Genomic DNA, 19,376 nt, shown 5'->3' with positions numbered 1-19,376 from the left:
CTTCATTTGTGCTCGCCAAGTTGATTTATCACCACATTTACTGATACTACCAACGGAATAGTAGGATAGATAGTATCCCAGTCATCTTTGACTTTTTCCCAGGTTTTTGGGTGATGAGCTTTGAGTTTTTTGCTAAAATTTAACACATCAACCCCCAAAGACTGGCAACTATCTTTACCATAGAGAACTAGACGTTTTACCTCTGCAGCCGTTTTCTGCTCAACACGGCGAATAAACGCCGGGTCACCTGCTTTTGAAGCGCGGTGCATTACCTGATACTCACCTACATTTCCCCACATAGTGATATCCAGCGTAAAGTAAATATTATCTCCGTCAACATGCGGCGCAAGCTGGGTGTCATGACGGAACAATTCAAACGCCACCACCTCACCATCTTCATCGCCAGGCAGCGTAATGATGGCCGACTTTTCCGTAGCGCGAATCATTTTTATTCCTGCTACCGCCTGTTCGTCAATATAGCCGGCAAACTTATCTTTCTTGAACAAAGCGGCACCACGTATTTTTATTACATTACCAGCCATCTCCATCCGGGGAATGGCCAAGTCTGCTTTATTATCTAGCAGCACGCTAATATTCCCCAAGTCGGTACGGGCACCGGCAACATGAATATTTTTGGGATGATTTCTGGCGATATTGGCCAAATAAATTCCGCCTGCTTCTTTGTTAGGTGGCGCATAGGCAATAATCGGTCTGGCCTCACCGGGTGTAATATATACTTTTATCCGCCAGCGCATCTCAGCATCGCGCAAGAAAAAGTCGATGATGGGCTTAATCCCCAACTCCCGCACCGCCGCTTCACTGATAACAATGGCCTGAATATGCTCAAAATACAGACTTTTGCTGGTTTGTCCCAATGTATCGCGAACAATCTCAAATAGTGACTGCCCGGTATTTGATAAAACATAGGTTGTGCCACCGCCGCCTTTTGGCTCGTCACCGCCATTCTTAGCTAGTTTGAGGAGCTGTAAGCTAACCCGGTAGCGCTTGTCGCCATGCGGCTGCACAAAGGTTTCGGCCTTGACTTCCTGTTTTCCCTGCCCCGGTTTCTGACCGGCCTCGGCTGCATCAATGGCCACAGCCATGACAAAATTCCTGTCCTGGAGTTCCCGCCTGTCCCAGCAACCGCCGACAGCAAGCGTAATCGACAAAACAAGCAGTAACCCTACCAGCCGTCTGCTAGCGCTCACCTGCTGTCACTCCTTGATTTTTCCACTTAGCATAAAGATACACCAGCGGTATTATCCCCAGCGAGAAGACTCCTCCCAGCAGGGTTAATACTTTTCCGGCCAATGCACTCAATTCAAGACCATCGAGCAGTGTTGCACCAGTATAAATCAAAGGCACTAAAGCCAATACCCAGGGACGGTGATCGGCGAACCCCGATAATCTAGTCATTATCTGAGCTAACACATAAACAAACAGCGCCTGAGAATTGAAGATTAGCGGGATCCAGGCGATAAGAAAATAATTTTCCAAGCGTTCGATAAATGTGCCTGGCAATTCCACACTGCGCACGACAACTAGCGTCGGATAGGACTCGTTCTTGACCGTCTCTGCCGTTATTACACCCACAGTCATCACAACAACGATTACGCTAACCAGTGTGATAAAAATAAATCCAAACCCCACCACTTTCACAAGCTTGTTGCGTTTTTGGCTAATTAACGGAAATAATAATAATATAATCTCATAACCGCCATATGTTCCCCAGGTACTTAGCGTTGCCTGCAAAACGCCTATCGGTTTATTCGTCCAGAACGGCAGGAGATTTTCCGGCTGAAAGTTAAAAATCCCCACACTCCAAATGGCACCAATCATGGCCACCGCAACCAAAAAAGTAAACTGAGCGACCCGTACAATTGTCCCTAAATCCTGCAGCGCGCAATAAGCGACAACAGCAAGCATTGACATGATAATCACATCAGTCGGCGTACGGTCAAACATAAAAAAAACTAGCACTCTGCTGAATTGATTTTGCGTTACCCAGGTCACTACAAGGATCAACAGCACCAACACGCCAATGACACCTACCCCGAGCCATTTGCCTAAAAGCCGCGGCAGGTATTCGGTAAGATCGCTGTTGGGATAAAGATCTGCCAGTTTAAGCATAATCCAGGTGGCGCCAAAAAACAGACCGCCACCAAGAATAACACTTACCCACGCTAACTGCCCGGCCAAGGGAACCAATTGGGTAGGCAAACCAACAAACTGCGCCCCAAGCATAATTGATACCATAACAACCCCAAACTGCCGTACCGACATTTTACTTTTTACTTCCAGATTTGCCATAATGCTAACTGTCACCTGCCCGCTCCCGATCCTGTGCACCGAACTCTATCGGCCTGGTCTTCAAGAACTTTCCCGGTGCACGGATAAATCTGTCTTTCACATCGGCGAGAGTATCGATATCCAGCATGCCGCCAAGATAAGACTCCCCGAAATTTTTCAATGAACAAAGGTGCACCGTAATAATAATAAGTCCTAACATAACTCCGTATAACCCCAGGGCAGCTGCCAAAAATAGTATCGGAACTCTGAGCGCCCTAAGCCCTAGACCGAAAGAATAAAAGGGCATAACATAGGATGCAATGGCGGTAGTGGCAATTACCACAACTAAAAACGGGTTGACCAATCCGGCCTGCACAACCGTCGTACCAATGACAAAAGCCCCAACCATGCTGGCCGCACTGGAAACTTTCTTAGGCAGCCGGGTAATTGCTTCCTGAAACAGTTCGAGCAGGACTTCCATTAATAGCGCTTCTAAGAAAGAGGGGAATGGCGTCCGCGATCTCAGCTCGGCAAGGGATATAGCCAGACCGGTTGGCAACATGCCAGGGTGGTAGGATACTATCGCAATATACAGTGCCGGCAGGTATATGGCCATAAACGCGGCCACATGGCGGCTAACCCGGACTAGGCAGGCAACCGAAGCCGGTATGGTATAATCGTCAACAGCCTGCATAACGCTGGCATAAGTACAAGGGATGATCACTGAAGCCGGCGTATTATCAACGAGAATGGCCACCCGGCCTTCATAAATAGACGCCATTACCTTTTCAGGCCGCTCTGTCGATTCCAGCTGCGGAAACGGCGTCCAGGGATGCTCAACAATCGCCTCCTCGACTGCTTTTGATACAAATACAGCATCCGTGTCAATGTCACTCAGCCGCCGCTCTACTTCCTCCATCAGTCCAGGTTTAACCAAATTGGCTGAGTAAATCAGCGCTATTGCTGTTTTGCTCCGTTCGCCCACCTCGAGAACACGGATTTTCATATTGGGATCTTTGGAGCGTCGCCGCAGCAGCACAATATTATCTGCCAGCGTTTCGTTAAACGCATCTTGTGGACCACGCAGACTTTCCTCTAGTACGGGTGTACTTACACTGCGTTTTACATGCTTAGTGGCATCAACTAACAGCATCTCCGGCATGCCGTCAATCATGACAAGAGCGTTGCCGCTCATTACAGCCTCGATCGCTCTGTTGGCGTTTACTTCAATATTCAGGGCAGCTACAGTCAGCTTTTCCTCAATCAATTTTTTAAAATCGCTATTGGCTGTTGTAGCCGTCATAAGCGGTTTCAAAATGTTGAGTTCCAACGCTGTTGCATCAGTCAGGCCGTCAAGCGATACTAAGAGCGCCTGTCTGCCGCCTGTCTTAAAAAATCGAAACTTGACATCATTGCAATCACGAAACACAGTTTTCAACAGGGTAACATTTTGCGATAGCTGTGGCGTGAAAACAAACATCTCACCACCGGGAGCCGGTACAGCCCTGAGATCAGCCACAATCCCTGACATATCTTCGCCAAGTTCAGCGCTGTTTTGAATCAGTTGCCTTAGCGAAGTTAGGCGTGTCTTGACCTTATCTAGCTCATCGGCAGGCATGATTGCTGACAATTTTGCGATAGTAAGCTCAGGTTTATTCTTCTTTGTCTTATCCAATTGAGGCTAGCCTCCCTGCCAGTTCCTCTTGCTTCCGGCTGCTTTAGCTACTTCCCGATAAACGCAGCTTGCGCCAACGCCGGGAAAGACCGCCGATCACCAAACCATAAGGCCTGGTGATCGGCGGTGATTAATTGCAGTATGATCACCTTAATTCCAGCGTTTTTCGACTTTCACACCTTTAAAGTAATGAGTAACAATCTCCTCAGGCTTTTTACCGTCTTTGGCCATACGGTTAGCCCCCCATTGGGACATACCGACACCATGTCCATAACCTTTGCCGGCAAAGGTTACACTGTCTTCACTTACCTCAATTTTGTCTAATAGCATTGACTTAAGCTTAACGCTGTCAAGCGCCACTCTAAGTTCAGGGGCCGAAACCTCAACATTTTTATTCACCATGAGCATAGTGGCCCTGCCTGACGGCCCTTTTTGGGCGATCTCTATACTGCTGATATCGCTTACCTTTTTGCCCATTTTGGTCATAGCCGCCATGACATCTTCTTTAGGAAAGATGATTGTCCAGTTTCTTACATCCTCTGGTGCTAGATCATCGGGCGACTGCACTGACTGGATATACGGCGGTTCAGCGTCCCGATAGTTAAGCCCTTCTTTGGCTGTTGCGGTAATGCCGCCTGCTGATGCATGAAACCAGCCCTTAATGGGCTTGCCCTGATACGTCATAATCATGCCGCGTGTCATTTGCACAGCTTTTTTCACATTGTCGTTGATGGCCTTGGGATTATATGCCTGAAATTCCTTAATATCAGTCGAAGCCTGGGTACCGCGATCAGGCACACCGCCTTTGGTCTCAATGGCCTCTACGGTAAAGGTACGGGCAATAATGGCCTGGGCTGCAAGCGCCTCTACCGGCCATTCTGTCTTCATTTCTCCAGCAACCACCCCAGCTAGGTATTCCTCCATCTTCATGGTTTTCTTTTCCCCTGTCTCATGCATGAACACCGTAATCTCAGGCTCGGCCTGCTGGACTGCCTGCTTGGGAACCGGAGGTGTCTGGGGTGCTTCTGGTTTTTTCAGTGGCTGGTTGTTGCAGCCGGCTAGTGCCAAACACAAACATATAACTACTGCCAAACAAACAATAACTTTTCTGTTCATCCTAAATCCACCTCACTAAACATTTTCTTCTATGTTATTATGGCAATTGGAAGGCTGTTACATACATTTCCAAAAAGTTAACACAATCATTACAAAGTGCGATTAATTTCTGGATTATAATGTATTTATATACTCGGACATACCTAGGAGGTAATTCCTATGCCGCTTAAGCTACCTCAATTGCTGAAAGGTATATGTAGCAGCGTTTTAGCCTTCAATACACTATCATTTCCAACTGGCGGACGGTCTTTATTTAGTACGCCGCAGCCGCCTAAGCAGCCCTATACAGCGGCAGACCTCAAAGAAGAGCTTGAGACAATTATTAAAGACAAAAAAGTCACCCCAGTGTATCAGCCCATCGTTAATTTAAAAACCGGGATCATAATGGGGTATGAAGCCTTAAGCCGCGGCCCCGTAGGCAGTCCCTTGCAATATCCTATTGAGCTTTTTAATGCTGCCACAAATAATGGACAGCTGCTGGCCTTGGAACAGGTTTGCCGGGAAGCGGCACTCAGTAATCTACATAACCTGGGAGTAAATCAACGACTATTTCTCAATATGAATGCCGAGGTAGTTAGAGATCCTAATTTCCGCGGCGGCCTGACCAAGGCATTTGTAATAAAACAGGGCCTCAATCCTGAACAGGTTACTTTTGAAATTACTGAACGAACAGCCATTAGTGACTTTGATAGTTTCTGCAAGTCACTCAACCATTATCGCGCACAGGGCTACAGCATTGCCGTTGACGATGCTGGCGCAGGCTATTCCAGCCTTCAAGCTATCGCCGAGCTCAGACCCAACTACATTAAACTTGACCGCTCGATCGTGCATGACGTGGATAAAGACCCGCTCAAACAGGCTATGCTGGATGCCATGACCAAGCTAGCTGCTGTTATTCACAGTAAGATAATTGCCGAAGGGATTGAGAGCGCAGACGAACTGGCCATCCTCATTAGTAAAGGGGTCCATTATGGCCAAGGTTATTTTCTAGCGCGGCCTGGTTTTCCGCCGCCTGAAATACCACAGGAGGTGCTTGAAATGATTGCCGAGTACAACTTCCAGGATGTGCAGGCTAAATCCCGTTCCCGTAAGGGGCTCGGGGTTAGCATCGGCGAAATTGTCGAACAGATTCCTACAGTCCAACCCTCTACGGTAGTAAGCACTGTTGAAGAAATCTTTACAATCCAGCAAACAAGTGGTATCGTCATTGTTGATGGCGACTATCCTGTTGGCTTGCTAATGAAAGATAAGTTGTATTATCAGCTAGGAACTAATTATGGAATATCACTATATCATCGCCGCCCAGTTGACCGGGTCATGGATAAAAAACCACTTATTGTGAATGCCGAACTGCCGCTTGAAGCTGTGTCGCAAATGGCAATGAGCCGGGATGATTATCACCTGTATGACTTTATTATTGTCGTCAAAGACGAGCGATTTCTGGGAGTGGTATCTATCATGTCACTTCTAAACAATATTACCAATCTCCAAATTCGCCGAGCCCATAACTCTAACCCGCTTACCGGACTACCTGGCAATCTGGTAATTGAAGATCGCTTAAAAGAGCTGGTGGAGGCTAGAGAGCCTTTTGCAGTTATGTATCTTGACCTTGACAATTTTAAGGCGTACAATGATAAATATGGTTTTGAGCGAGGCGATCGAGTCCTGCTCTTGACCTCTCAAGTTTTAAGCCGGAGCATTGGCAAGGCTGGTTCTGCTGATGATTTTTTGGGTCATATCGGTGGAGATGACTTTATCATCATCACCAAGCCCGAGAGTGTTCAGGCCGTCTCAGAGAGTATTATTGAACTATTTGATCGCGAAATTATCGGCCAGTATCATCCTGATGATTTGCTTAAAGGATATCTGGAAGGAAAAAACCGCAAGGGGCAGACTGAGCACTTCCCCATAGTCTCCATCTCGATTGCGGTTGTCATAAACCAGTTACATATGTTTACTAACTACCTTGAGATTGCGGAGGTAGCCGCCGACCTGAAAAAACTGGCCAAACAGCGTGCAGGTTCATGTGTGGTCTGTGATCGCCGCGGCGCCAGAGCTTAGGTCAACAGCCAAATAGTTTAATCAGTTAACGCGCCGCGCTTGTTTGCAGTTTAGTAAGCAGGACGCGGGCGTTTTTTTACATTGCTTAACGCCCTATTAACCTGGCGTTAACAGTCGTCTGCGTAAAATATGTTAAAATGAAAATGAGTTTAGTGACGAGGTGATTACTTTGTCGTCAAAAATCAAACCAGCAAAAATCTTATTGGTTTCAGCTTCAGTAGGTGCCGGACACACCCAGGCTGCCAGGGCTGTTCAAACAGCCATTGAAAGCCAAGAACTGGCCGCCGCCCAAGTGATCGACTTCATGGCTGGTGAAAACTCGTATCTTAATACACTGGTAAAAGAGGCTTACCTCAAACTGATTGATAATTTTCCCGATATGTACGACCTGCTGTATCGCTTTTCTCAAATGCCACTGCCTGGCAGTAAGGTCCAAAGCCTTATGGCTATGGCAATGAAGCGTAGTATGCTTAAGTTAATTAATATCCATCGCCCTGACGCCATTATCTGCACCCATCCTTTTCCTTGCGGTGCAGCCGCATACCTAAAGCATACCCGTCGAATCAATACACCACTTATTGGTGTTATTACTGATTTTGCCATCCATCGTCTCTGGTGCTATAAGGAGACTGACCTGTACTTTGTCGCTACCCCTGAGCTAAAACAGGAACTGGTTATGCATGGCATTGACCAGGCTCACGTTTATGCCACAGGCATCCCTATTGGCCCGAAGTTCAGTCACATACCTGCTACAGCCGAACAGCGAGCGGCTCGCTACGCGTTAGGATTTTCCAACAATCACCCAATTATTCTCCTGATGGGCGGAGGACTTGGAATGGGCGATCTTGAGCAGGCAGTACTTGCTATTGATGCTTTGCACCTGCCGCTTAATCTGGTAGTGGTTGCCGGGCGCAATGCCTCCCTTCGCCGTAGTCTCTCAGCCAAAGCACATGCCCTTGCTCACCCAGTCAAAGTACTCGGCTACACCCGTCATGTTCCCGAACTGATGGCTGCCGCCGATTTACTCATCACCAAACCAGGAGCACTAACCATCAGTGAAGCACTGTCAATGCAGCTTCCCTTGCTCTTGTATCAGGCTATCCCTGGTCAAGAAGAAGAAAACGCGGCTTACCTGACAAGAAAAGGCGCCGCACTCTGGGCCCAGAACACCTACAGCCTGAGCAACACAGTCTATGAACTACTCACCCAACCCGAACGATTAGGTTATATGCGGGAAATGGCTACCCTGCTCGGCCGCCCGGCAGCTGCCCAAACAATTGCAAGTACAATCTCACAAGAGTTGTTTCGTACCGGAGCCACCATGTCAGGGGGACGGTTCTTCTGACACAATGTCAGAAAAACCGTCTCCCTTTTTTTACTTTTTTTGAGATAGGAGGAGATGGCTATGAAACCCGAGTCATTACCGGCAGTGTATACAGAGGGTACAGGAGCCAAATTGCTGCTTGCTGCTGTAAGTCCCTTTCAAGGCTTATTTGACCAACCAAGTGTAACCCATGAGTTTTTAAACAAGCAGGCTGTTACCATCTTATTGAGCGATGGTGCTAATGACTGCGCCGCCTTCTTTAAAACCTACCTGCCCCAGCTTAATGCGGGGGTTTATTGGGCTGATAGCGGCTGGAAAAATGTCAGCCATTATTATGAACCCTTAACTGGCAAAGGATTATGGCGGTTTGCCACCGCACTTGATGACTTTTCCGCCTACTTCAAGGCTGCCTTGACCTATGCGTGGCAAAATAATTTGGCCAAAAGTGCTTTCTTTCTCGGGGCGGCTGCCCATTTGCTGCAGGATTTATGTGTCCCGCACCATGCCCGCGCCAGACTGTTTTCCGGTCATAAGGAATATGAGATCTGGGTTAGAGACAACCTCAGTTCGTTTGCCGTACAGAATGAAGGGCTCTACCTAGCCAATACTGACCCTTATAGTCTTTTGATAAACAATGCGGTAATCGCAGCTGACTACCTTGACTGGGTAACAGAAGAAAACCATACGAGATTTCATACTGTTACCACCCACCTGCTTCCCCGCGCTCAACGCACCACAGCTGGGTTGTTTGAGCGTTTCTACACCATGGCAGCTATTAATTGGAATAGAGCTCGGGTAATTGTGGCCTAAAAAAATCTGGTGAATAAAGGCATTCCATCACAGGGCGCGAATATATATAAAATTATCCAATTTTGGACATGACATACTTAAGGAGGTGTTTGCCTATGTCAAATACTGAAGCTGAGCTTAAATTGAGGTTAGCTGACCCAACCATCACTGATCATTTGTTAACCGCGCCCTTATTGAAAGAACTCTCTACTCAGCCACCCTCTAAACAGACACTTGAGACTACTTATTATGATACTGCCGATCAGTCTTTGCTGAAATCACGCCTGTCGTACCGGCTGCGCCTGGCAAACGGTCAGTGGACAGCTACCGTTAAAGCTGACGGAACCAGCGACGGCGGGCTTCACCAGCGAGCTGAGTACAATGTGCCGGTAGACAGCCCACTTCCTAGTATTGAGCCATTTCTGACTACAGATATTGGCGTGCGTTTAGCCGAAGCGATTAGCGAAATGCCTTTAGAGCCGGTATTTAGCACTCGATTTGAACGTCATATTATCAACCTCTTGACCCCAGATGGCAGCAGTATCGAACTGGCACTTGATGCTGGCGATATCTTTGCCGGGGATAAGCAGCAGAAAATTTTGGAGCTTGAACTTGAACTCAAGGAAGGACAGCCTGAAGCTCTCGTCTGGCTGGGAGCCGCTCTAGCCGACGACTTTCCTCTGCTACCTGAACTGGACAGCAAACTCTACCGGGCAGCAGTATTAGCTGGCTTAGCCGCTGAGCTTGGCCGCGATACCCCCTTACCCACCCCGCTGAAAAAATCAAGCGCAACCCAGCCTGCCCTCCAAATACTGAGCCAAGTTATCATTTACCATATTCATGAGGTGATTAGCGCCCAGCAGACTTACTTATCCAATCCTGATGAGATAGAAACATTACATGATTTCCGGGTAGCACTACGCAAGCTGCGAGGATTAATTAATTTTTCCAAGCCACTGCTTCCTGCTGAGGAATATGCTAATTGGCAGAACAAGCTTACTGGTTATGGCCACCGACTTGGCAGTGTCCGCGATCTTGATGTATTTAGCCTGGCCTGGGATGAATTGGCCGAGTATGCGAAAAAAATTCTTCCCGTACATACAGCCAAACCGACTTTAGCCGCGTTAATTGCCGGCAAACGCCAGGCCACAAGAGACCTTCTCTATGACGCTCTTGCTGCCGGACAGCTTACCCCAGTACTTTTAGGCTTATGGGCATTTATGCAAAAGCAGGCGAATAAAAATACCGATGACCCTATGCCATCGCTTAAAGAATTTGCCCTAGAACGCTTAGCCCATTGGCTTAAGCAGTTTTTGAAATTAGGAAGCGCTCTTGACCTTGCCGACTTGGACGCCGTCCACGAACTCCGAATTGCCGGTAAACGCCTCAGGTACACGCTGGATTCTCTGGCACCAGCCCTGCCGGACAATGCCCAGTTGCTTAGTAAACGGCTGGAGAAACTCCAGGACTCTTTAGGCAGAATCCAGGATGTTGCTTACACCCCCCCGCTTTTGCACGAGCTGATTAAGGCTTCGGCCAGCCGCCTTACCCATCGGGATGCCGGTCTTATTACCGGCTGGCAACTGGCCAGATCATTGGCCGCCGTTGATAATTGGGACAGAATTTGGACTAAGGTCGAAAAAGCAGTTGCGAAAATAAAGAAACTAAAATTGCATGACGAAGGTGCCACAAATAAAAGAAGTCCTGAGATGTAAATAACGTCTCAGGACTTCTTCTTTAATGACTGCCGCCAGCCATTTTTCGTTGAATATACTTGCTCGGCAGCGCAAACATGAGGTTAAACACTAAGATTGTGAGGATTAATAGTGCGCCTGTACCGTCAGCAACAGCTACCCGGTCAGGGACAAGTCCTACAGCCATAACATACCACATATGCACAGCCAATGTTTCCCCTGCAGCCATAACATCAAAGTCAGGGACTGTCCGGGAAACGGTAGTACCGGCAGTAAATATGAGAATGGCAGTTTCACCTAATGCCCGGCCGGCTGTCAGCGTAATACCGGTAATGATCCCAGGCAATGCATTAGGTAGTACCACCCGCCAGATTGTCTGCCATTTGGTAGCTCCTAGCGCCAGACTGGCCTCCCGGTAATGAGCAGGTACGGTACGAATGGATTCTTCAGTAACCCGCACCAGCACCGGCAGGTTTAACAGCAATAAGGTAAGCGAACCACCGAGAATACTAAATCCCATGCCAAACATATTAACAAAAATGATCATTCCAAACAAGCCAAGTACAATGGAAGGAACGGTTGCCAAACTCTCTGTACTTAACCTAATCATATCTGTCAGCCTATCGTTACCGGCATACTCAGCTAAATAAATACCCGCCCCAACAGCCACCGGAATGGAAAACAGCATGGATAGCCCCAGAATATAGAAGGAGTTAAATAACTGTGGCCCAACTCCGCCGCCTGCGTAGATATCACTCGGCATACCTGTGATAAAGTTCCAGTTTAAGACCGGCAACCCTTTATATAGCATATATCCTAAAAAAGTAACAAGTATGGCTAAAATAATTATTCCTGCCAGCCACATAACGGCTGTAGCTATTTTATCCTGACTTCGTGCCGACATTATGCCATCCTCCTTGCTGCAATCTGCCTGATGATTAAAATCATGACAAGCGATAATATAAGCAGCACCAGCGCCATTAAGAACAATGAATTACCCCAAGCCGAACCAAAAGGCGTATTTCCCATCTCAACCACAATCTCACTAGGCAACGTCGAGGTCGGCGTAAACAGCGACTTTGCCATTTGCGGTGTATTACCAATCACCATTTGCACTGCCATGGTCTCACCGATGGCTCTGGCCATGGCCAAAATAATAGCAGTCAGAATGCCAGGAAGCGCTGATGGCAGCAGCACCTTGGCAATGGTTTGCCAACGGGTAGCACCCAAGGCCAACGAGGCTTCTTCCAAAGTCTTTGGCACAGCCCTAATAGCGTCTTCCGAAATGCTGATAATTGTCGGTAAGATCATAATGGAAAGAATCAGCGAGGCCGCAAACAAACCAAAACCGGTGTTTACATGAAAAAACTCGCGAATAAACGGAACCAGAACAGTCAGCCCAACATAGCCGTAGACAACTGATGGAATGGCGACATATAGGTCAGTGGCCGGCCGCATAATCTCCCGCAGCCATTCTGGTGCAATCTTGGCCATAAAGATGGCACCAGCCAACCCAAGCGGCGCACCAAACAGAACAGCCAAAATAGTGACGTAAACTGAACCTGTAATAAAGCTAAAGGCCCCAAATTTATCTTCGGTTGGGTCCCATTTGGACGAAAAGAAAAACTCCATAGGACTGACCTCTTTAAAAGTCATCAGCCCTTGCTGGCCTACAAATACAATAATAGATAAGATGATTACCGTCATAAGAAAAGCGCTTGCAATAAATAAATAGCGTACATACCGGTCATATACAAGTTTCATCCGGTGGTCCCGGTTGTCAGCAGTAGTTGCCATTAAAAGTCACATCCTATCGAAAGAATAGTTCCTCTTAATTATATGCCATTAGTGTGTCCTGGTTTGTTAATGCAATGTTAAGATTGTGTTAAATCTCAATAAAAGCCCTGAGCCGATTGGCTCAGGGCTTTTGCTAACAGAATTATTTCATTTTAGTGATAGGTACGAAACCGTTTTTCTCAGCATAGGCCTCTTGGAACTCTTTGCTTGTTGCATAATCAATAAAGGCTTTTATTGCTCCGGTCGGTTCACCTTTAGTATACATACGGCCATAGGTAAATACAGGATATTTGCCGCTGACTACATCATTGATACTGTATTTAACACCATTGTAGGCCAGGGTTTTTACTGACTGATCGGCATAAGCGGCGTCAACATAGCCGATAGCGCCTGGGGTGCTGGCAATAGCTGCTCTCACAGCGCCATTGGAGTCTTGAATAACCGCATTGTCGGTAAAGGCTGCGCCTTTGAGCACAATCTCAGCTATGGCACCACGGGAACCGGAGGACTTGGCACGATGAATGAGGGTGATCTTTTGATCCTTACCGCCAACCTCTTTCCAGTTGGTTACTTTACCTGTGAAGATATCAACATATTGCTGTTGGGTCAAAGTTTCAACGGCAACATCAGTGTTAGTAATAAATACGAAAGGAATACCTACAAGTTTAGTTTCCACAAGACCTTTATCCTTTAAGCTGTCCTGCAGAGGCACATCGGAGTTACCGATATTAACCGAACCTGCAGCTACTTGGTTTTGCCCTGTGAAAGAGCCACCGCCGGCGATATTAACAGTAACTTTAGCATTTTTCTTCTGGAACTCTTCCTGTGCTGGTTTTAAGAAAGGTAATAGTGCTGTCGAACCTGATGCAGTGACAGTACCGGACAATTCAGTTTGGGCTTTTGGAGCTTCTTTAGGGGCTTCTTTCGAGCCACCACAGCCTGCTACTAAGCTAACGCCTAACACCATGGCCAGAGCGCCTGCTAACATTTTTCGGGATAGTTTCATAGTTGTTATTGACCTCCTCGCAGTTTGTACATTTGATATATTCATTGTAAATCATTTTAAAGTTTGATGTGTTAAGGAAATGTTAAGGGAATGTTAAGAAAAGGCAACTGGCCTTTACATCTAATATATTGTATTATTTGTAATAGTATTAATAAAATTCATTCTAGGGAGGTCTTCCCAAATGTTTTCCCGCAACCTCCGCAACCGGCTGGTCGTGTCGTTTCTAGCACTTATTCTCTTTACACTGACTGCCCTTGGCGGCTATATCCTGTGGTTTTTTTACCAGCATAATATTGAAAGTCTCAATACAGCTATGCTCAACCAGGGAAAAATTATTGAAGAGTTAATTTACCGGGACATGTCCGGCCCAATCCAGAAGGCTCAAATTGATGAAAAGATTAAAGAACTAAGCTCGCGTATCGACCTTAGAGTAACTGTGATTGACACCACCGGAGCTGTTATTGCCGACTCTCAGCAAAATCCGGCTCTCATGGAAAACCATAGTAATCGCCCCGAGATAGCCGATGCACTCACAGGCAATAACGGCCACAGCATTCGGACAAGTACTACTCAGGACAAATCGCTGCTTTATGTTTCGACCCCGATTTATTACCAGAATGAAATTACCGGCGTCGTCCGTGTAGCCATGCCGCTTGACCATGTTGACGCTGGCTACAAAAAGATACTCTCAGCTCTCTTAGCAGCCAGTCTGCTGACCTCACTTGTAGCTATCGCCTTCAGTCTGGGACTTGCCTATAAATATACCCGTCCACTTGAAGAAATTATTGATACAGCTAACGAAATTGCGGAAGGCACACTAAGCAAACGAGTCTTTATCAAGACAGGCGACGAACTGGAAATTTTGGCCCATGCCCTCAATAATCTGACTTCCAGCTTAGAGGACAAGGTTAATGACGCCATTGGCGAAAAACGCAAGCTTGAGCTTATTCTGCAGAATATGGGTAATGCTGTTATTCTCTTGGACCGTTATAGCAGAGTCACCACCGCCAATAAAATGGCCATGTCTGTCTTTGGAATAACCGACCAAATGCTGGGGCAGCACAACATTCAGGTCATCGGCAATAGCCTTCTGGATCAGGCAGTACAGGAAGCAATCCTGTCGAAGGAAAACAAGATTATTGATCTTAAAACCAATATTCACGGCAAAAAACGCGTATTTCAAGTCTTTCTGGCTCCTTTTACTGGCAGCGAAAACGAGGTTACCGGCATATTAAGCGTATTCCATGATATAACAACACTGCAGGAAATGCATGACCGCCAATCCGAGTTTGTGACAAATGCATCCCATGAACTGGCTACGCCGCTGACCGCCATCAAAGGCTTTGCCGAAACTCTTTTGGACGGAGCACTTGCACAGCCAGAACTCACAGAGAAGTTTGTCCGCATCATTTATGACGAAGCTGACCGTATGCATCGCTTGGTACAAGATTTACTCAAACTGGCCCGCCTTAGCGCCCAGGAATATCGTGAGCAAGTCAAACTGGAACCAGTAGCTATCAGGCCGGTGTTAGAAGCAGCCAAACAAGACCTGGCACCCCGCTGGCAGCAGAAAAAACATACCATCAGCTTAACAACCCCCCCTGAACCGCTTGCCGCCCTAGCTCATCCCGACTGGCTCAAACAAGTTATTGTTAACTTATTGGAAAACAGTATCAAGTACACTCCTCCAGGCGGTAAGATCATGTTAACCTGCTCGCAGGAAGAGCGGGAAATTAAAATTGAGGTTAAAGACTCCGGCATTGGTATCCCGGCCAAAGACCTGCCACTTATCTTTGACCGCTTTTATCGAGTCGACCGCGCACGCGCCCGCACCGCCGGCGGCACCGGCCTTGGTCTGGCTATTGCCAAATTTATTGTCGAAATGTTAGGTGGACGCATTAAAGCCGAAAGCATGGTTGATGTGGGAACAACGTTCACCATTACATTGCCCAGTTCGACTAGTGAATAAAGAAAGCGAGATTGCTTCACATACGTTCGCAATGACGAAGTAGGTAGTTCCCTTTTCGTCATTACGAGTGCTACGTGGCAATCTCGCTTTTTATTCTATTCTAAGCCCAGCGTTCTTCGTTATCATCTTGGCCGCAACGCCTCTGCAGTAAGATGCGTTTCGTAAGTTAACACCCCACTCACCAACAACAAGGCAAGATAGGCAATCCCGATCTTTAGGCGAACCCCTGGCTCAGTATCATAGTAGGAGTCATGGCGATGCTTCCAGAACTCCCATGCACGATGAATGGCCGCAAACAAAACTAATACTAAGATCGGACTAAAGCTAAACCAGATAAGAACCCCAATCAAGGGAATGCCCAGAAACCAAATATAGGGAGATACCGCCCCGGCGATCCGCCCACCGTCAAGCGGCGAGGCCGGTATGAGGTTAAATAACGTCAGGAAATAGCCTGTAAACGCCAGTGAGAACAGCAGCGGTGACTGAAATACATAAGCTGCGATATGAACAACAGCTGCCGCAAAAAAGCCAAACAGTGGCCCACCATAGGCAATAATACTTTCTGTTGCCGCATCCTTGGGAGGTTCCTTAATACCAATCAGCGCTCCTAGGAAAGGGATAAAAACCGGAGCCGTTACAGGGATGTTCTGCCGCTTCGCCGCATACATATGCCCGTATTCGTGGACTGTAATAAGCAAAACAAAACCTACCGCCCACCAAATACCATAAAACCAGGCATACACGCCAATCATCGCCAGCATGGATACTGTTGTAACCCCAAACTTACTGAACTTAAACAAGAAAAAGATTCCCTGAAGAAAACTAAGAATCGTCTTCCACTTCAGTATAGCCAGCAGAACAGTAACCGCCCCACCTAACCCGAATCTTTTATACCAGGGCTGCCGCGAAGGTGGCGGTGGAGTATCCCTATACTCATTCATTTCGTCTTCTCTATTCAACGCAATACCTCAATTCTTTATCAATCATATTTTTAGGGGATATATTTATTCTCCCAATCAGATTCGAGCGATTACACTTCTTGACAGACTGCCACCTCCATATATAAAGTTTACCATTTGCTTATATATGTGTCTACTTGTGTCAATGCACCAGTCTCCCTGATATCCATTGAGACAACACTCTCTATGAGTGGCACCCAAAAATTAGCATTCAACTGGTTCTACAAAAGTTAGGCTTTTGATGATATTTTATATAGAAAAGAGCTGTTTTTGCTAAACACCTCTGTGAGGAAGTGACCTGAATGTTAGAAATATCTGAAGCATGGCAGACTGTTTACCCAGGGGCGTGCCTCGGAATGATGGTTGTGAAGAAAGTAGCCAATCCTGAATACAATCCCCGGCTGGAAGAAAAAAAGCTTGAAGTAGTCAATTTCCTTCAGGCTGAATTTGGCAATTCTGATCTAATAGCTAAATGCCAACCGTTACAGCCCTACATACAGTACTATAAGCGCTACAAAAAATCCTACCATGTGCTGCACCAGCTAGAATCAATCATTTATAAAGGTAAGACGATTCCGAGTGGAGCCGCTTTAGTTGAGGCAATGTTTTTGGCCGAACTAAAAAATTCTTTACTGACAGCAGGACATGATTTGGCCGCCGTTCAGCCGCCTTTGCACTTGAGCTTAGCCGCAGGCCACGAAAAATACACCGGGATAAGCGGCAAAGAACAGCTGTGTAAACAAGGCGATATGATGCTGGCTGATGAACAAGGTGTCATATCCAGCATATTAGGGGGGCCCGATTCCAGGACAAGCCTTAAGCCCAGTACAGAGCAAGCCCTTTTCGTGGTCTATGGTCCGGCCGGCATTACACCAACGGCTATCACCAACCACTTTAATGATCTTTATGAAAACATCAAACTCATTACTCCTGAAGCTATCATTACCTTTTTGCAGGTTTACCCCAAAAATCAGGGGATAGGAATCTAGTTTCTGTATTTGCAATCATGATGAGCGTCTCTTTTCTTCTCAAATAGCCTCATTTATATTCCAACACTAATCCTACACCAGTCTCTTCAACATTCGCGACTTGTGCTAAACTTATTTTTGAGCGCAAATCGGTACAATGGCATGCATAAATAGCATGAGGCTGGCATTTTTGAAAATAATCAACCGTATTACCCAGCTTTTTGGGGGAGGGATTTAATAGATGAAACCCACCAATAACATCATATACTCTTTCCTCATTACATACTTTTTTAGCATGTTCGATAATATTGCAAATCCCGGCATGGGAACATCCTGTAATTATTACCAAGCCATTATCGGACATATAGGCTAACGCAGAATCATCGATAATAAAATCATCTTCCCAAACGCCATCCCGCATCACTCTGCCTATTGGGGATTCTATCTCAAAAGAATTATTTCGTTCGATTTCCCCTAAGAATACAAGTTTATTAGTGATCCATATAGGTTCTTTACCAAGTTTTAATGAAAATGATTTCTTTAGTTGATCACTGGAAAGCATTGATCCCACATCAAGCCCATCCACATTCCTATCTAAAAACGCATCTGGATGAGCAATTATCGCAGGTTTTGTACACCCATATCCTTCATATGCAGCCTCTGAATATAGCTTAACTAACTCACCTAGCCCCCATGTATGGTCATTGTGACCATGTGAAATCACTACCCCATCTAACGCTAATAGTTTAATACCCATTTTAGCAGCGTTTCGCAAGAATATATCTGAATATCCAGTATCAAACAAGTATTTGCCCTCATCACACTCGATTAAATACGATACCCCTGGTTCGGCGTAAAAATATCTATCAATTATAGTATTATTATCAACTAAAACTGTTAGTTTCATATTTTTCCTCCATATTTACACATTCTTCTATTCTAATCAATTACCCTAAATATAAAAAAACTCCTGCAGAAGTCTCCAAGAGATTTTTGCAGGAGTCTTGCCGTTTATCAATGATGCGGGTTCTCTACATCATTGGTAACGGCAAATTTCATATTAAACACGGAATCAAAGAACCGTCCATTGACTCTATTCAAATATTAATTCCACTTCCTTCTATGATATACAGCGGCCCACCATCTCCTCTTGATCCTTCTATATTGCCTAACCTAAAGCTATGGGCACGGCCATAGCCACCAAAATCACTGGAAACGTACTGGAGGACCGAAGGAGGAGTAACAACCGTGATAGCGCCAACAGTCAACGCATTACTATTACTAGGTGCTTGGACAAATGTGTAATTTCCATTGTTCGCGGTTAAGCCACTTCCATAAATAGCATATGTACCAACCGGACTGCTGGCATTAGCTAGACCGGAAAAACTGAGCGAACCTATTGTGGCAGTCCCTAGTGTTTCGCCATTGACAAATCCGGTTACCGTACCATTGAAAATAGGATTAGACTCACCATATATCCGGTTAGCCGGATTGGCTGTATAAGTCAAATTTGCCGGGGTAATATTGGACACTGTGGATGCTGTTGTATTCTGCAAGTTATAGTTCCCGGCATCTGCACCACTTAAGGCAATTCCACTCACGCTAACCGTTTTACCTGTTCCCACATTTTTGTCACCAAAAGCGGCTGTGCCGCTGACACTCAGTGCATCACTGTCTATTCGGTTGTCGCTATAGGTTACGCTCGCACCTGTCGTGCCATTATATACCC

The 19,376-nt window shown here is 46.3% G+C and carries 16 protein-coding genes; 6 read left to right on the top strand and 10 right to left on the bottom strand.

What is annotated here, in order from left to right; all coding sequences use genetic code 11:
- Positions 1-2: 2 nt before the first annotated feature.
- The 4 genes from B9A22_RS19135 to B9A22_RS19120 all read right to left on the bottom strand — a co-directional run bounded on the left by B9A22_RS19135 (position 3) and on the right by B9A22_RS19120 (position 5,080).
- A complete protein-coding gene (locus B9A22_RS19135; RefSeq protein ID WP_084577540.1) occupies positions 3-1,208 on the bottom strand; it encodes a Ger(x)C family spore germination protein in 1,206 nt (401 codons plus the stop codon).
- On the bottom strand, positions 1,198-2,325 hold the full coding sequence (locus B9A22_RS19130) for a GerAB/ArcD/ProY family transporter (protein WP_084577539.1): 1,128 nt from the start codon (positions 2,323-2,325) through the stop codon (positions 1,198-1,200). The genes B9A22_RS19135 and B9A22_RS19130 overlap by 11 nt, the downstream gene beginning before the upstream one ends.
- Positions 2,315-3,964 (bottom strand): spore germination protein, encoded by a 1,650-nt coding sequence (locus B9A22_RS19125; protein ID WP_139796309.1) that lies wholly within the window; start codon positions 3,962-3,964, stop codon positions 2,315-2,317. Before B9A22_RS19125 ends, B9A22_RS19130 begins: the two co-directional genes overlap by 11 nt.
- A gap of 150 nt (positions 3,965-4,114) precedes the next feature.
- Positions 4,115-5,080, bottom strand: coding sequence for a SpoIID/LytB domain-containing protein (locus B9A22_RS19120; RefSeq protein ID WP_084577538.1), 966 nt, complete (start codon positions 5,078-5,080; stop codon positions 4,115-4,117).
- A 159-nt stretch (positions 5,081-5,239) separates the two neighbouring features.
- Between B9A22_RS19120 and B9A22_RS19115 the strand changes: the two genes are divergently transcribed.
- The 4 genes from B9A22_RS19115 to B9A22_RS19100 all read left to right on the top strand — a co-directional run bounded on the left by B9A22_RS19115 (position 5,240) and on the right by B9A22_RS19100 (position 10,969).
- Entirely contained in the window at positions 5,240-7,141 is a 1,902-nt protein-coding gene (locus tag B9A22_RS19115; RefSeq protein WP_084577537.1) for a GGDEF domain-containing protein, read from the top strand.
- A gap of 169 nt (positions 7,142-7,310) precedes the next feature.
- Positions 7,311-8,486 carry an MGDG synthase family glycosyltransferase gene (locus B9A22_RS19110; RefSeq protein ID WP_176215605.1) on the top strand — a complete coding sequence of 392 codons (1,176 nt, stop codon included), beginning with the start codon at positions 7,311-7,313 and terminating at the stop codon, positions 8,484-8,486.
- 60 nt (positions 8,487-8,546) lie between these two features.
- Positions 8,547-9,275: a zinc dependent phospholipase C family protein gene (locus B9A22_RS19105; protein WP_176215604.1), complete on the top strand. Its 729-nt coding sequence runs from the start codon at positions 8,547-8,549 to the stop codon at positions 9,273-9,275.
- A 95-nt stretch (positions 9,276-9,370) separates the two neighbouring features.
- Positions 9,371-10,969: a CYTH and CHAD domain-containing protein gene (locus B9A22_RS19100; RefSeq protein ID WP_176215603.1), complete on the top strand. Its 1,599-nt coding sequence runs from the start codon at positions 9,371-9,373 to the stop codon at positions 10,967-10,969.
- A 22-nt stretch (positions 10,970-10,991) separates the two neighbouring features.
- On the opposite strand, the gene pstA is transcribed toward B9A22_RS19100, so the two are convergent.
- From pstA to B9A22_RS19085, 3 genes are all read right to left on the bottom strand, one after another.
- Entirely contained in the window at positions 10,992-11,852 is an 861-nt protein-coding gene (gene pstA, locus B9A22_RS19095) for a phosphate ABC transporter permease PstA (RefSeq protein ID WP_084577534.1), read from the bottom strand.
- Positions 11,852-12,745: a phosphate ABC transporter permease subunit PstC gene (gene pstC / locus B9A22_RS19090; protein ID WP_084577533.1), complete on the bottom strand. Its 894-nt coding sequence runs from the start codon at positions 12,743-12,745 to the stop codon at positions 11,852-11,854. The genes pstA and pstC overlap by 1 nt, the downstream gene beginning before the upstream one ends.
- A 142-nt stretch (positions 12,746-12,887) precedes the next feature.
- Positions 12,888-13,751, bottom strand: coding sequence for a phosphate ABC transporter substrate-binding protein (locus B9A22_RS19085; RefSeq protein WP_084577532.1), 864 nt, complete (start codon positions 13,749-13,751; stop codon positions 12,888-12,890).
- Between the two features lie 181 nt (positions 13,752-13,932).
- Between B9A22_RS19085 and B9A22_RS19080 the strand changes: the two genes are divergently transcribed.
- Positions 13,933-15,720 (top strand): ATP-binding protein, encoded by a 1,788-nt coding sequence (locus B9A22_RS19080; RefSeq protein ID WP_084577531.1) that lies wholly within the window; start codon positions 13,933-13,935, stop codon positions 15,718-15,720.
- A gap of 122 nt (positions 15,721-15,842) precedes the next feature.
- On the opposite strand, the gene B9A22_RS19075 is transcribed toward B9A22_RS19080, so the two are convergent.
- Positions 15,843-16,679 (bottom strand): site-2 protease family protein, encoded by an 837-nt coding sequence (locus B9A22_RS19075; protein ID WP_084577530.1) that lies wholly within the window; start codon positions 16,677-16,679, stop codon positions 15,843-15,845.
- Positions 16,680-16,981: 302 nt separating this feature from the next.
- Here B9A22_RS19075 and B9A22_RS19070 point away from each other — a divergent pair, with 302 nt between their 5' ends.
- Positions 16,982-17,668, top strand: coding sequence for a hypothetical protein (locus B9A22_RS19070; RefSeq protein WP_084577529.1), 687 nt, complete (start codon positions 16,982-16,984; stop codon positions 17,666-17,668).
- 49 nt (positions 17,669-17,717) lie between these two features.
- Here B9A22_RS19070 and B9A22_RS19065 read toward each other — a convergent pair whose 3' ends face one another.
- Together B9A22_RS19065 and B9A22_RS25590 are read right to left on the bottom strand one after the other, a co-directional pair.
- Positions 17,718-18,554: an MBL fold metallo-hydrolase gene (locus B9A22_RS19065; protein WP_084577528.1), complete on the bottom strand. Its 837-nt coding sequence runs from the start codon at positions 18,552-18,554 to the stop codon at positions 17,718-17,720.
- 190 nt (positions 18,555-18,744) lie between these two features.
- Positions 18,745-19,376: MBG domain-containing protein (locus B9A22_RS25590; protein ID WP_245824060.1), on the bottom strand; the 632-nt coding region annotated here is incomplete at its 5' end.

It is taken from the genome of Sporomusa malonica, assembly GCF_900176355.1.
Lineage (GTDB): Bacteria > Bacillota > Negativicutes > Sporomusales > Sporomusaceae > Sporomusa > Sporomusa malonica.
Note: the sequence above shows the minus strand (reverse complement) of the source record. Positions and strands in the feature narration are given on the sequence as shown.

Coding starts and splice junctions, on each gene's coding strand:
- B9A22_RS19085 (WP_084577532.1), bottom strand. CDS start 13,751: ATGAAACTATCCCGAAAAATGTTAGCAGGCGCTCTGGCCATGGTGTTA.
- B9A22_RS19070 (WP_084577529.1), top strand. CDS start 16,982: ATGTTAGAAATATCTGAAGCATGGCAGACTGTTTACCCAGGGGCGTGC.
- B9A22_RS19100 (WP_176215603.1), top strand. CDS start 9,371: ATGTCAAATACTGAAGCTGAGCTTAAATTGAGGTTAGCTGACCCAACC.
- pstC (WP_084577533.1), bottom strand. CDS start 12,745: ATGGCAACTACTGCTGACAACCGGGACCACCGGATGAAACTTGTATAT.
- B9A22_RS19080 (WP_084577531.1), top strand. CDS start 13,933: ATGTTTTCCCGCAACCTCCGCAACCGGCTGGTCGTGTCGTTTCTAGCA.
- pstA (WP_084577534.1), bottom strand. CDS start 11,852: ATGTCGGCACGAAGTCAGGATAAAATAGCTACAGCCGTTATGTGGCTG.
- B9A22_RS19105 (WP_176215604.1), top strand. CDS start 8,547: ATGAAACCCGAGTCATTACCGGCAGTGTATACAGAGGGTACAGGAGCC.
- B9A22_RS19120 (WP_084577538.1), bottom strand. CDS start 5,080: ATGAACAGAAAAGTTATTGTTTGTTTGGCAGTAGTTATATGTTTGTGT.
- B9A22_RS19115 (WP_084577537.1), top strand. CDS start 5,240: ATGCCGCTTAAGCTACCTCAATTGCTGAAAGGTATATGTAGCAGCGTT.
- B9A22_RS19065 (WP_084577528.1), bottom strand. CDS start 18,554: ATGAAACTAACAGTTTTAGTTGATAATAATACTATAATTGATAGATAT.